We start from the raw sequence: 13810 nt of genomic DNA on the forward strand, positions 1-13810 counted from the left end.
ATGCCGAATTACAATTATGAATGCATTAACAGGCAGGGGGAAACAGTGAGGGGACAGATTATGGCAGATAATTATGCTTCTGCCGTGGAAAAACTAAAAAAAATGGGTTTGGCGATAATCGAATTACGGGAGTTTGTAACAACTGCCAAAAACAAGGGATTTTTTTGGAATAAAAAGAAGGTCCCGATTAGCGAATTGAGTATGTTCAGCAACCAGATGGCAGCTATGATCAGTGCGGGTATACCGGTAACAAGAGCACTGTATACATTAGGACAACAGACAACAAATATGGTTTTTAAAGATGCATTGCTGAATATTGCACATAATGTAGAAGGCGGGATGGGTTTAACAGATGCTTTTAGTATGTACCCAGCTATATTCTCAGACCTTTATATTGCTATGATCCATTCGGGGGAAGTAGGGGGTATGCTTGAAGAGGTTTTAAGACGATTGGCTGAACAGCTGCAAAAAGAAAAACTGTTAAGAGATAGCATTAAGGCAGCAACCTTTTACCCTAGAATGGTTGCGGGATTTGCGATCTTATTGTTTGTCGGTATCCTTACATTGATGGTCCCTATTTTTAAGGGATTTATACCTTCAAACATAGCGCTTCCCTGGATAACAAAGGCAGTATTCGCACTTTCTGATTCACTAAGAAACAGCTGGTATATCTGGTTTATATCAATAGTTATAATAATAGTGGCAGCATTTATTTTTGTTAAAAGCTCTTCGGGAAAGAGGACCTGGGACAGGATAAAATTTAATATTCCTGCTTTTGGACCTATAATACACAAGTCGGTAATGGCAAGATTTGCCCGAACCCTATCTACACTTCTTGAAGGTGGAATACCTGTTATACAGGCACTGGAGACTGCTGCACCAACATCAGGAAGCATAATTGTAACTGAAGCGATTAATGTGGCTATACGAAAAATTGAGGAAGGAAAGACTATTGCGGGGCCGCTCAAGGAGAGCAATTTATTTCCTCCCATGATGATACAAATGATTTCTGTTGGGGAAGATTCAGGTTCTCTTTCAAGTTTACTCGAAAAAATAGCAAGTTTTTACGAGGAAGAAGTAAGCTTGTTGACAAAGGGATTATCGGCCATCATTGAACCGGTGATGCTTACCGTGGTAGGTTTAATAGTTGGCATAATGCTGATCGCAATGTACTTGCCTATATTTACTGCTATAGTACAGTCAGGGATTAATTATTGAGTGGAAGAAATAGAGATGCAAGACAAGGCAATGGGGTGAGTTTTACGTGAACATTCTAAAAAAAAGAGTTGTGGGGCTTGAAATAAACGATACATGTATGCATGCTGTTGAATTATCAGGTTCATACCAGAATCCTGAGATTATAAATTATGGCAAAAAATTGCTTGCTCCCGGGGTGGTAAAAGAAGGGAAGATAATTGATGCAGAAAGTGTAAAAACAGCCATTGAAGAAATGTGGAGAGAAATTAGAATAAAGTCGAGGGAAATCATACTAGGAGCAAATAATGAAGATGTTATAATAAGATTTCTGAAGCTGCCTAGGATTGAAAGGGAAAAAATAGGCAACTTTATTAGATTTCAGGCATCGGATTATATTCCTTTCAATATTGAAGAATTTGAACTTGACTATATGGTGACAGGTGAACAAAAGACCAATGAAGGTGATTTTTACAGTGTTTTGCTTGTTGCAGCACGAAAAAACATGCTTTACGAATATTTGAAAACGTTTGAGTCAACCCGGCTGTTAATCAGAGATATAAAAAGCTCAACTCTTGTGCTTGACATATTTTTACCGCAAGAATATAAAAACCAGGCGTGTGTAATTGTTAATCTTTCATTCGGTGTTTGTAATATTTTAATAATGGACAAGAATGTTCCTGTTTTTGCGAGGACAGTCATGATGGGCAGAAAAGATAATACGGAGGATATTGCAAGCATTGCTGCAGGAGAAATAAGGTCGTCGGTTTTTTATTTTCAGTCTCAAAACAGATCCGCAGTGGTGAGAAAAGTTTTTTTACTTGGGGGCGAAGTGACAAAAAGCGGGATTAAAGAAAGTATTAGAAACATAATAAATATTGACACTGAAGTCTTGATGCCTTTTGAATATCTTTACAGGAAAACAGCCGAACAAGACCAGAAAGAGCTTCATGCAACTGAATACGCAGTAGCTTTCAGCCTTGCTCTACACGGCCTTAAAGGGGTGAATTGATTGAGTGAAATAAGTTTAATGCCGCCAAGTTACAGGGGCTATATCGAAAAAAGAAAAAAGTTCAGTAAGTATATTTTAACCGGAATTGTCCTGGTTACAGCCACACTTTTAGTTTATGGGTTGCTTTCCCTGATTCATGCTATTTATGAAAATGAACTTGGAACTTTAAGAGTTGAAAGGAAACAACTAGAGAACCGGATTGGAACGCTTGGTGAATATGAAAAAACATTACGTTCGGTAAGTGATTATGAGAAACTTGTTAAAGAAGCAGAGATACCTATACCTGTATGGGAGGAAATTATATCGGATATTTCGGCTGTATTACCGTATGGAATTTGGTTTGACAGCATTAGTTTAAAATATGAAAATAATAAGGGAAAATGTGAAATAACAGGGCGTGCGGTAAAAAAAGATATAATTGCTGTCTGGTTAAAAGATATTGAGGGATATCCGTACTTCAAAAATGTAAATTTAAAATATATTACCGAGAACGAAGAAGAGGGCAAGAAAATAACCAGGTATATTATAGAAATGGATGTTATTGTAACAAGCTGAAAATAAAAACAAAGGATAAAAGGATGATGACATAAGATGATGAAAAACAGGGATTATGCCATATTAATGTTGGTGGTACTGCTAGTATTACTGGCTGCCTTTTTCTTGGCATTCAGGATAAAAAGTTTACAAGCCACTTTAAGTGAGATAGAAAATGAAAAAGCTGCTATTGAAAAATTATATGAAAAAGCATTATACTTTCAGGATATAAAGAGCAGAGAGGCTGAGCTTTTAAGTACGGTTGAAATGTATAAAAGGATGGTGCCGGGCGAACCTGATAAGAACGGGATAACTATAACGATGTACCAACTAGCTGAAAATAATGGCATTAATTTAAATAAAATACAATTCGGGCAGGAAATCAAGGGACAAAGGTTGATTAAAGTCCCTGTTACTATAAATTTAGATGGAAATTATGTTGATATTATAAATTTTCTTAAAGGTATAAGGCAACTTGAAAGGATATATAGACTTATAAACATTAATTTGAGTAGGGCTGAGCAGTCAAGTGACAGGATTTACGCAGATATTTTGTTAAATGCTTATTATAAAAGATAAAAGAGAATTGTGAAATTATAGATATGTAAATATAGGTATAGACCATATTAATATTAATGAAAAACGTCAAGTTTTTTATATAAATACTTTATGGAAGGAGAAAACCGAAAATGGAAAATGTATCCGGGAGGAGCCTTATAGGGGAAAAGCTGGTTGAAACAGGAATAATAACCAGGGAACAGTTAAATGAGGCCTTGATGAAGCATGAGATAAAAAAACTAAGGGGAGAAAAGGGGTTAATAGGGCAGACACTTGTAGAACTTGGGTATTGTACTGAAGAAGACATAGCTAAAGTTGTGGCAAAACAAACAGGCATAAAGTTCCTGGAAATAAGCAACTATAATATTGATATGTCGGCAGCCAACCTTATATCTCCTGAAGTTGCCTTAAAGTATAGTGCAATCCCTATTGGCTTTGAAAAAGGAAAACTCCTGGTGGCGATGAAAAATCCCGGTGACATTATAGCGATAGATGATTTACGAATAATAACAGGGTATAACATTGAACCTGTTATAATCAGTGACAGAGAACTTGATACGGTTATAAAAAGGTTTGCCAATATAAGCACAAATGTAGAAACAGACGTTGAAGAAGAATCTGAAGAAGATACAACCGGGAATATGGAAAATAACGAGCAACCTGCAGTCCAGCTTGCAAACCAAATTATTAACCAGGCCGTAAAAGCAGGCGCCAGCGATGTACACATTGAACCCCAGGAAAAGCGTATGAGAGTAAGGTTCAGGATAGACGGGGTCTTACATGAAATGCTACAACAGCCCCTTAGCATACATCCTTCCCTTGCTTCAAGGATAAAGATTATGGCTAACATGGACATTGCAGAACGGCGTATTCCCCAGGATGGGCGTATATCTTTAAAGGTCGAGGGAGATATAATTGATGTGCGTGTAGCATCAATGCCGTCCGCTTACGGAGAAAAGATAACAATGAGGCTTTTAAACCGCAATGACAGGTTTATTACTTTAAAGGAGCTTGGATTTTCGGAAAAGCAGTTAAAAAGATTTATGGAGGTGCTGGAACTTCCGTACGGCTTTATACTGATAACTGGACCTACAGGAAGCGGAAAAAGTACCACCATGTATGCGGCTTTAGCCAAACTTAACCGTCAGGATAAAAATATAATAACATTGGAAGACCCTGTTGAAAGAAGATTGGATGGGTTAACGCAGGTACAAGTAAATGTTAAAGCAGGGATGACTTTTGCGAGCGGGCTTCGCTCAATAGTCAGAAATGATCCGGATATTATAATGGTTGGAGAGATAAGGGACCACGAGACGGCGCGAATTGCAGTTGAATCGGCTTTAACTGGGCATCTTGTACTTTCTACCATGCATACAAATGATGCTGCCGGTGCCGTGACACGACTTGCCGATATGGGAATTGAGCCGTACCTTACTGCATCGTCCTTAATTGGTGTTGTTGGGCAGAGATTAGCGCGTTTGCTTTGTAAAGAATGCAAGCAGCCCTATAAAGTAACCAGGGAAGAACTGGTTAATTCGGTGCCTGATTTTCCTTTTGAAGGGAACGAGCGGGAAATAGAGCTTTATAAGGCAAAAGGATGTGTATACTGTAACGGAACAGGTTACAAAGGTCGCACAGGAGTATATGAATTTTTAAGAATTACCGAAAACATACAAAAGTTGATTTTAATGAAAGCTTCTTCAGCTGAGATACGACAGAACGGAGTACGGGAAGGCATGTTGACAATGAGGCAGGACGGGCTTTTAAAAGTAAAAGCGGGTATAACAACTGTAGAAGAGCTACTCCGTGTAGTGGTTTAAAATTAAGATTTTAAAGGGTAATTGAGGGTAATTATGAATGAAAAGGAAAAATGTTCCATGACTGTCCAGGATGAAAAGGGGTTTACCTTAGTTGAAACAATAATTGCAATAGCAATAATAACGATAATTGCGGCAATGTTTTCTAACTTTCTTGCTGTTGCGCTTAAAGCCAGGACTTTAAGCAGGGAAAGGCTTCAGCTTCTTGCATATGCCACAAGCAAACTTGACGAAATTACGGCTATACAAAATTATTGGCAGAATATTGAAGGATTACAGGGATGGCTTATTAACGACGGGTTTAGTGATGCAGGAAACGGCGTTTTTATAAAAGAACAAACTGATATAAACAATATAAATTATAATTTTGAGATTTCTATTGATGAAAATACAGGTATAGATGGAATTTTTCAATTGAATTTTTCTATAGAATCAGGTAGCGGCAACCGCCTTTTTTTTGTACTGCGCCTCAGGGAGGTGGAATAGCATATGTTTAAAAACATTAAAATATTAGCTGGAAACAGGGGTATAACCCTGGTTGAATTGATAATTGTTGTGGCCCTGGTCGGGTTAGTAGTTTCTATTTCATTTCCTTTAATAAACATGGTAAGGGGGATAACGTCTTCGCAGTTTAACGAAGCAGGCCAGAGGACAGCCGTTAGAGAAGCTTCGACATACCTGGCAAATGATATCAGGTATTCTAAAAGCGTAACCATTGACCCAGGTAATCCATCACGGATGGATATTATCGACAAGGATGATAACCAGGTGGCCTATTTCCTTGAAACTGGCCCTGGAGGTGAAAATTACCTGGTCAGGCAGAAAAACGGTGAGTCTGATGCACTTGATTTTAAAGAGATAAAAGGAGCCCAATTTGTCCTGGAAACCGAAAGATTGGTTTTTGCGAGGCTAATAATTGACGTCGTTAACAATAAATATTATGATTTCAAGATTGCAAGGCTGGAGTATGCTTTACATGGCGGAGAAAGTGAAGACAATTTTTATACATTTTTAGTAGAAAACACCTGTTTTATCTATGGCAGCAGAATATATTTCAATGGCAATGAGATTATTTCGCCTGACGGTACCGTTATCCTGTTTAGCAACCTTAATACAACTGACCTAAACCGTGGTTGCCATATAAATGTCAAAAACATTTACATAGATGGTAACATTAATCTTGAAGGGGGCAGTGCCAGTTTGGGTTTAAGCGATAATACCGGAAACATATATGTAAACGGGAATATGGTATTGGGGAACGGAAGGCGCGATATATACGGTACTGTCTACGTAAACGGCAACCTTGTTCTAAAGGATGCAATAATACATGGGACAGTATATGTTAATGGTAATCTTACTTTACAGTGGACACCCACAATATATGGAAGCATTCAGTACACGGGCACATTTACTTATCCTACCAATATGGGTTCCCACATTACGTCAAAATGTACCAAGGTAGACAGTGTACCGGGGTTTGATATGCCGGATTACGGAATGCCCCCTTTGAAGCCTGACAACTGGTATTTTGAGAATGGTTACGTATCGGGTGGTCCATTAACAGATGGAAAAAAGATTTTTTCTTCAACTAATTATACCAACACAAATTGGCAGGATTGTGAAAACGTGATAATAGTAAGCAAGAGAGATATTACTTTGGGTGGTTGGAGGACGGTTACCGGCCTCCTTTTTGCACCAAATGGCAAGGTGACATTCACGGGAGCCCGTTTTGAAGGTATTGTAATTGCAAGAGACGGTTTTTATGTTACAAGCGGCGGTACTACAGTAGTGTCAAGGAATATAGAAGAGTTTATTCCCAATATTGAGGATTTACCGTTTGAGGTGGGAGAATGAGAATAAAAAAAATGCAATCCGAAAAGGGTAATGTGCTGGTTATGGTTCTTATACTTTCCGCAATAATGATTGCGCTTGGCTCAGCATTGTTGTTTGTACTCATTTCGGAAGTGAAAACAAATAGAGTGATGGAGGAAAGAGAAATAGCAACATACCTTGCTTATTCAGGTATAGAGCATGGGATAAAAACTATTGAGAATACACCTGAAGGTGAGGACCCTATAATGCCTGCAGGGGCTATAGTTGTGTATAACAACAGCAATAAGCAGTATGAATACCAGGTAATAGAAATAAGCATTAATTATGTCAAATCAGCGGGAAGGATAGTAGAAAACGGAGAGGTCATAAGAGAAATTACAATGTCGGCAAGTATTGATGACAACGGCAATGTAAGGCTTATTAAGCAATAATTTTCAGGCAGTAACCGTCTATTCTATTATTTAATCTAAACGGCGTTTGCCGCCATTATCTTTATATAATCAGGATCTGAAGCATAATTCAGCATATCGTCAAAGAGTATTTTCTTTTCTTTGTAAAGTTCAAGAAGTGAATTATCCATGGTTTTCATGCCAAACTTTGCACCTGTTTGAATTGCATTAAAAATCTGGGGCGTTTTATTTTCTCTTATCATATTACGTATAGCTGGAGTCGAAATCATAACCTCAACTGCCAGAACTCTTGAATTACCGTCTGTTGAAGATATCAGCTGTTGTGATATCACACCCTGCAAAACAAGAGAAAGCTGGGTCCTTATTTGATACTGTTGGTATGGCGGGAAAACATCAATTATTCTGTCTATGGTTTTTGCTGCTCCTATTGTATGGAGTGTGCTCAGTACCAAATGTCCTGTTTCAGCAGCAGTAAGGGCAATACTTATGGTTTCCAAATCCCTCATTTCTCCTATCAAAATAACGTCCGGGTCTTGTCTTAAAGCTGCTCTGAGCGCATTTTTAAAGCTCAGGGAATCTGTTCCGATTTCACGCTGGTTTATTATGCTTTTTTTATGGTTGTGTATATACTCGATGGGTTCTTCCAGGGTTAATATGTGGCAATCCCTATTAGTATTTATCCAGTCAATCATTGCAGCCAGAGTTGTTGATTTTCCAGAGCCCGTAGGACCGGTAACCAGTATCAGTCCCTTTGTTAATTTGCATAAATCTGCTATTACAGGAGGAAGACCCAAAGAATCAAAATCCGGTATTACATGGTTTACAAGTCTTACAGACATCCCGAAATTATTTTTCTGGCGGAATGCGTTTATACGAAAACGCGTAGTATTGCCGAATATAATAGACGCGTCTACTTCTCCTTTCTTAGTAAGTATACTAAGCTGTTTCTCGGTAAGTATTGTTTTTACAAAGTTTTCGGCATCTTCTCTCAAAACGGGGACATCTCCTAACGGTTTAAGTTTCCCGTTTACCCTGCACATGGGAGGGATGCCTACAGCAATATGCAGATCGGAAGCTCTTAAAGCAACGGCCCTATCTAATAAATTATGAATATCTTTTATCATAGCTTTCACCTTTCCAGTTATCCTTCCCATTATTTACAATTTTTATTACTGTACTTGCATAAAAAGTTTAACAAATTCAGTACTTTTAAAGATGGAAAAATGTAAAATTTTTTACTTGACATACGTTATTCCGTACGGTATAATTGACTTAAGGGGTGATTATTTTGAAAACAATAAATGTTACTAATGCAAGGGATAATTTATATACTTTGATTGATGAAACCGAAATAAACCACGAACCAATACAAATAACGGGTAAACGTAACAATGCAATTCTTATATCAGAAAGCGATTGGAACGCTATACAGGAAACATTATACTTGTTAAGCATTCCAAACATGAGGGAATCTATAATCGAAGGAATAAATACTCCGATTTCAGATTGTTCTGAGAAATTGCAATGGTGAACTTTAAGCTGGTATACACCAAAAAAGCCCAGGATGACGCACTTAAGTTGAAGAATGTTGGCCTTAAAGATAATGTTGAAAAATTGCTTAATATTTTAAAAGTTAACCCTTTTCAGAATCTACCTCATTATGAAAAGCTTGTGGGGGATTTAGCGGGTGTTTATTCCAGAAGAATTAATTTAAAGCACAGACTTGTGTATCAAGTTTTTAAAGATGAAAAGATTGTAAAAGTAATTAGAATGTGGTCACACTATGAATGAGATGTTTGCATTGACTCTATTATTAAACCGTTACGAAAGTAGAGAGTCAATGGTGCAATTTCTATGAAAAAGATGGTGATAAATATTCTAATGCATAATATAATAATATAATAATGATGGTGGTTAAGATAAATACTAATGGCGATGGAGCTCGCCAAAAATGCTTGGATTAAAAGCTAATAGCTCCTACTTTTTTGTAGGATCATTAGCTTTTTATTTTTTATGAAGGAGATGTATTATTGTGGATAATAGGAGTAAACCGACCAAAGAACGAAATAATGTTCGTACACTAGGCTGGGTAGCCTTTTTTGGTGGTTTCGGTCAGGATATGATTCAGCCCATACTTCCAATCTTTTATTCCTCTGTTTTGGGATTAAGCAAAGGGACTATAGGTCTTATTGAGGGCAGCTTGACAACAATCGTAAGTGTTTTTAAAATACTCTCCGGTATTATTTCCGACAGAATAGGAAGACGAAAGAGTATTGTTTTTATAGGCTATTTACTTTCGGCAATAAGCCGTTTCTTATTTGGCACTGTGTCTTCTGCATGGCAAGCTTTTACTTTACGTTTGATAGACGGTATAGGAAAGGGAACAAAAGATGCTCCCAGGGATGTATTAATAGCCCAATCTGCAAAGGAAGGTCGGGTGGGATTCTCTTTCGGATATCAGCGTATGCTTGATACTTTTGGTTCCGTTATGGGACCGCTAGCAACAACCGGGATACTTTATCTATTAGTAAACGGAAATATAAGGTACAGGATAATCTTTTATATCGCAGGTCTTATTTCTGCGGTAACAATACTTTTAATCGGACTTTTTGTAAGTGAAAAAGCCACACCTGTTTCCAAGGAACAAACAAAATTCGATTTTAGCATATTAAAGGGTAAATTCCTGTTTTTCCTTATAATCATGCTTGTTTTCACGTTGGGTAATTCAAGCGATTCATTTTTATTTCTGCGTGCTCAAAACGTTGGTATAGATCCTGTTATTATACCGATTGTATATGCGGTGTTTAATCTCCTTTATGCTCTTTTGTCCGTTCCGGCTGGCAGTCTTTCGGATAAGATAGGCAGGGTCAAAGTAATGCAAGTCGGATGGCTTGTTTATGCCCTATCGTATTTAGGCTTTGCCGTCGCTAATCACCCCTGGCATATATGGTTAATATACATATTCTACGGTCTTTATTATGCAACAACCGAAGGAATAGCGAAGTCATTGATCGCTCGTATAGTACCAGATAGCAAACGTGGTACAGCTTATGGACTATTTAATGCCTCATTAGGCATTATGACCTTGCCAGCAAATATTATTGCAGGATACCTTTGGGATAAAGTTTCTCCTTCGGCAACATTTTATTTTGGGGCTGCATGTGCTTTTGCTGCGTTATTGAGTATAAGCTTTTCAAAAATAGAAAGAGCTCCATAGAAAGGATTATTTTGTGATGACTAATTGGATGATACTCTTTTTGATTGCCTGGCTTGCTGCAACTATATCTGGTTCTGCAGGTTTTGGAGGTGCATTAATATTATTACCGATACTCACAAACATTGTCGGTGTCAAGGCTGCCGTTCCTATTCTTACGGTTGCACAACTTCTAGGGAATATGTCTAGGGCTTGGTTTGGATGGCGTGAAATACGAATAAAGCCCGTATTGCTGTTCATTTTAGGAGCTATCCCAACGACAATTATTGGGGCAAAGCTTTTTGTATCTTTACCAAAGCAGTATATAAATACAGGCATAGGAATATTACTGATTATTATTGTAATTATGCGAAGGGTAAAATTATTCGACTTTAAGATAAACGAATTATTTTTAATACCTGGTGGCGCTTTAGTAGGATTTCTTTCGGCAGTAGCCGGAAGTGCTGGCCCTCTTGGAGCGGCATTTTTCCTGGGATTAAATCTTCCTGCTATCGCCTATGTCTCAAGTGAAGCGGTTACTGCAGTAGCAATGCATATTACAAAAACGGTAATGTATCAAAAATATGCATTAATAGGCTTAAACAACCTTCTATTAGGTCTATTTTTAGGGGTGGCGATGATAATTGGCTCATGGACAGGAAAAAAGCTAATACAGAAACTTTCCCGTGCAAAGTTCCTGCTGTTGGTAGAAGTCTTAATGGTTATATCAGGGCTGCAACTTATTTTATTCAATCAATAACCGGACTAATTATGATATATATTTGGGTTTAGTGGTATAAAATAAAATTAGCAAACAAAATAAAGTAAAAAGTAGATATGGCCCACCTAAACCACTAGGTGTATTCGGTTGATGGTTTCTATTATATCAATAATAGTACAAATCAGCCTTGCAAATAAAATAAAATACTTGTTTAAATATGGGGGATAATTAATGAAAGAAAAAATTTATACCATACCTTTGTGGGATGCTTTTAGAAATGCTACAGAATGTCCATTGTGTGAAATAGAGGCAAAAATTGAGAAAAAGTATATTGATAACCTATTCAGTGAACATGATGCTATAATAATGGATACTGCTTTTAACAAAGAAATAACCAACTATACCTTTTGTAATTCACATTTTAAACAGCTTTATGAGTATCCAGATAAACTTGGACTTGCTTTAATAGTTCATAGATTACTTTATAGTGAAATTTCACAACTGAAAAGGTTAAAGTTAAGTGAAAATCTTAAAAGAATAATTGATTTGTCACTTTTGGCAAGAACTACAAGCATCATCTTTAAAAACAGTAAGAATAAGATAAAAATAGATAAACATTGTTATCTATGTGATAAAATAAATAATGCAATGGGATCATATATTGATATAATGATTGACTTATGGTCAAATGATGAAGAATTTAAAGTTTTGTTCAACAAATCAAAAGGACTATGCCAGAAACATTTTAATTACGTTATTAACCACTCTAAGAGAATATTCAGTAACAAAAAGAGGAAAATTTTTATTTCGGCATGCCTGACAAATCAACTAAACAATATGTATCGTATGAATGAAGAATTGGAGTGGTTTTTGAAAAAATTGGATTTCCAGTTTAAGGATGAACCGTGGAAATCATCAAAAGATGCTCTTGTAAGGAGCATTAGCAAAATAACTGGCAAATTTCTATAACAAAGATGGTTACAAGATTGAAATATTATTACCGGAAATAATCCGAATTGCGTCTATCCAGGCTGTTTGCTCATCACCTTTAGGCTCGTTTGAAAATCTGTAATCCATCTTTCTCATATATTCATTTAATCTATTTTGCAAAGTTTTAAGCTTTTCAATATAGTTATCAATAAGCTTTTGCCTCTGTTCAAATTCCATTAATGGTAAAACCTTCACAAAGTGATCATAACATAAACCCTTCGAGTTATTGTAATATTTAAAAACATCCGGGTCGGTAAAATATTCTACAAAAAACTCCAGATGCCTGGATTCAGCTTCATGTTCATTTTGGCAAACAGCACATTCACACTTTCTCAATAAGGAATTTAAGTACTTGTTTGCTTTTTTATTCTTTCTTTTATTTAAATGTAGTGTTAATTGCTCATTTTTCAATTTAATATTTTCAATACTATTTATAACCTTCTCAATAAGACCCTCATACATTATTGTCTGTCCGAGATTGTTATCATATTCTGTTTCTCCGATTTTTTTCAAAATCCATGCATGCCTGTTACAATAGCCAATGGAATTGTAAAATCTAATCCGTGTTGAAAGATCATTCACGTTCTCATCCAAAAGATACCGGAAATATCTTAATGTACTATTAAAAACATTATTGCAAATCACACACCCATCCTTTTTAAACCCTTCAACAAATGATATATATGTTATTCCCCTCTCACTAATAAAAATCAACCTCCTTATGTCCATGATTCACCTTCCTCTCCAAAACTATCAGGTGTTGCCGCCGAATATCCTGTTATACAAATCCTCACCATAACTGGTTCGCAATGGTTCCCCTTCGATTATTTTAAAAGTCCGTCTTCCGTCGGTTTGCCTTTCGGCCCGCAGGAAAATGAAGTTTTCTATTTTTTTGCAATAAAAACCGTACGCAAATTCATATAAATGTGTAACGAAGAAAACCTTGATATGCTTTTCCAATAATGCACAAATTATTTACCTTGCAATCTCCGAGCCCTCTCTTTCGTTTGTCGCGGCAAATGATTCATTAAACAGCAACATGGAATTTGACGTTATATTGTCTACGATATCGCTCATTCTGCTGAGTTCTTCATCAAGTTTCCCGCTTTTCATAGTAGCGTCTTCTTCCCTTTTGTAGTGTGTAAAAAGGCCGTCGCAGATATTGGAACAGAAAGACTCTGCCGGCACAAACATGCCGCATTGCATCATCAATTGGGATAAACCTATGCTTCGCAAAAAAGTCGATTTGCCGCCCTGGTTGGCGCCTGTGATTATCACGAGGTTTTTATTGTCAGCGTTCACATTGTTACCTACAATTTTTTGTTTCATGGTTAAGGCCAGACAAACGTCGTATAAGCCTTTAAAAGAATGTCTGCGTTCGCCAGGAGACACAGGCAGGGGAAAAGATATCGGTTCCCCAATTTGGGCAAGTTGCTCATATAAATTCAAACAACCGATGTAAAAAGCCAGTTCGGTTCTTAACATATTAAAAAAACTGTTAATATGATCGGCGGACTGGGCGAGCGCATTGGCCACAAGGTTGATCCC

Annotated in this window: 15 protein-coding genes and 1 pseudogene; 13 read left to right on the top strand and 3 right to left on the bottom strand. The window is 37.0% G+C overall.

Translation table 11 applies throughout. From position 1 onward, the window contains the following. The 8 genes from HPY74_01385 (at nt 1) to HPY74_01420 (ending at nt 7379) form a co-directional block, all read left to right on the top strand. Complete coding sequence (locus HPY74_01385; protein NSW89330.1) at nt 1-1218, top strand: type II secretion system F family protein; 1218 nt, start codon at nt 1-3, stop codon at nt 1216-1218. A 46-nt stretch (nt 1219-1264) separates the two neighbouring features. After that, nucleotides 1265-2206 (top strand): pilus assembly protein PilM, encoded by a 942-nt coding sequence (gene pilM / locus HPY74_01390; protein NSW89331.1) that lies wholly within the window; start codon nt 1265-1267, stop codon nt 2204-2206. Next, entirely contained in the window at nt 2207-2761 is a 555-nt protein-coding gene (locus tag HPY74_01395) for a PilN domain-containing protein (protein NSW89332.1), read from the top strand. It begins immediately after the preceding gene. Nucleotides 2762-2797: 36 nt separating this feature from the next. Continuing rightward, nucleotides 2798-3319, top strand: a complete 522-nt coding sequence (gene pilO / locus HPY74_01400) for a type 4a pilus biogenesis protein PilO (protein NSW89333.1) — start codon at nt 2798-2800, stop codon at nt 3317-3319. Nucleotides 3320-3429: 110 nt separating this feature from the next. Continuing rightward, entirely contained in the window at nt 3430-5118 is a 1689-nt protein-coding gene (tadA, locus tag HPY74_01405) for a Flp pilus assembly complex ATPase component TadA (GenBank protein NSW89334.1), read from the top strand. Nucleotides 5119-5151: 33 nt separating this feature from the next. After that, nucleotides 5152-5601: a prepilin-type N-terminal cleavage/methylation domain-containing protein gene (locus HPY74_01410; GenBank protein NSW89335.1), complete on the top strand. Its 450-nt coding sequence runs from the start codon at nt 5152-5154 to the stop codon at nt 5599-5601. A 3-nt stretch (nt 5602-5604) separates the two neighbouring features. Beyond that, nucleotides 5605-6969, top strand: coding sequence for a hypothetical protein (locus HPY74_01415; GenBank protein ID NSW89336.1), 1365 nt, complete (start codon nt 5605-5607; stop codon nt 6967-6969). After that, on the top strand, nt 6966-7379 hold the full coding sequence (locus HPY74_01420; GenBank protein ID NSW89337.1) for a hypothetical protein: 414 nt from the start codon (nt 6966-6968) through the stop codon (nt 7377-7379). The genes HPY74_01415 and HPY74_01420 overlap by 4 nt, the downstream gene beginning before the upstream one ends. A gap of 35 nt (nt 7380-7414) precedes the next feature. Here HPY74_01420 and HPY74_01425 read toward each other — a convergent pair whose 3' ends face one another. Continuing rightward, nucleotides 7415-8482, bottom strand: a complete 1068-nt coding sequence (locus HPY74_01425) for a type IV pilus twitching motility protein PilT (GenBank protein ID NSW89338.1) — start codon at nt 8480-8482, stop codon at nt 7415-7417. A 164-nt stretch (nt 8483-8646) separates the two neighbouring features. Between HPY74_01425 and HPY74_01430 the strand changes: the two genes are divergently transcribed. The 5 genes from HPY74_01430 to HPY74_01450 all read left to right on the top strand — a co-directional run bounded on the left by HPY74_01430 (nt 8647) and on the right by HPY74_01450 (nt 12241). Further along, nucleotides 8647-8889 (top strand): type II toxin-antitoxin system Phd/YefM family antitoxin, encoded by a 243-nt coding sequence (locus HPY74_01430; protein NSW89339.1) that lies wholly within the window; start codon nt 8647-8649, stop codon nt 8887-8889. Continuing rightward, the gene (locus HPY74_01435; protein ID NSW89340.1) at nt 8883-9149 is read left to right on the top strand and encodes a Txe/YoeB family addiction module toxin; all 267 of its coding nucleotides are present in this window, start codon (nt 8883-8885) and stop codon (nt 9147-9149) included. The genes HPY74_01430 and HPY74_01435 overlap by 7 nt, the downstream gene beginning before the upstream one ends. Before the next feature lie 241 nt (nt 9150-9390). Further along, on the top strand, nt 9391-10575 hold the full coding sequence (locus tag HPY74_01440; protein ID NSW89341.1) for an MFS transporter: 1185 nt from the start codon (nt 9391-9393) through the stop codon (nt 10573-10575). A gap of 16 nt (nt 10576-10591) precedes the next feature. Next, nucleotides 10592-11311: a sulfite exporter TauE/SafE family protein gene (locus HPY74_01445; protein NSW89342.1), complete on the top strand. Its 720-nt coding sequence runs from the start codon at nt 10592-10594 to the stop codon at nt 11309-11311. 192 nt (nt 11312-11503) lie between these two features. Then, a complete protein-coding gene (locus tag HPY74_01450) occupies nt 11504-12241 on the top strand; it encodes a hypothetical protein (protein ID NSW89343.1) in 738 nt (245 codons plus the stop codon). A gap of 9 nt (nt 12242-12250) precedes the next feature. On the opposite strand, the gene HPY74_01455 is transcribed toward HPY74_01450, so the two are convergent. Both HPY74_01455 and HPY74_01460 read right to left on the bottom strand, forming a co-directional pair. Next, complete coding sequence (locus HPY74_01455; protein ID NSW89344.1) at nt 12251-12991, bottom strand: hypothetical protein; 741 nt, start codon at nt 12989-12991, stop codon at nt 12251-12253. Between the two features lie 24 nt (nt 12992-13015). Beyond that, a pseudogene (locus HPY74_01460) lies at nt 13016-13810 on the bottom strand (DNA mismatch repair protein MutS).

This window comes from Bacillota bacterium, from assembly GCA_013314855.1.
GTDB lineage: Bacteria > Bacillota > Clostridia > Acetivibrionales > DUMC01 > Ch48.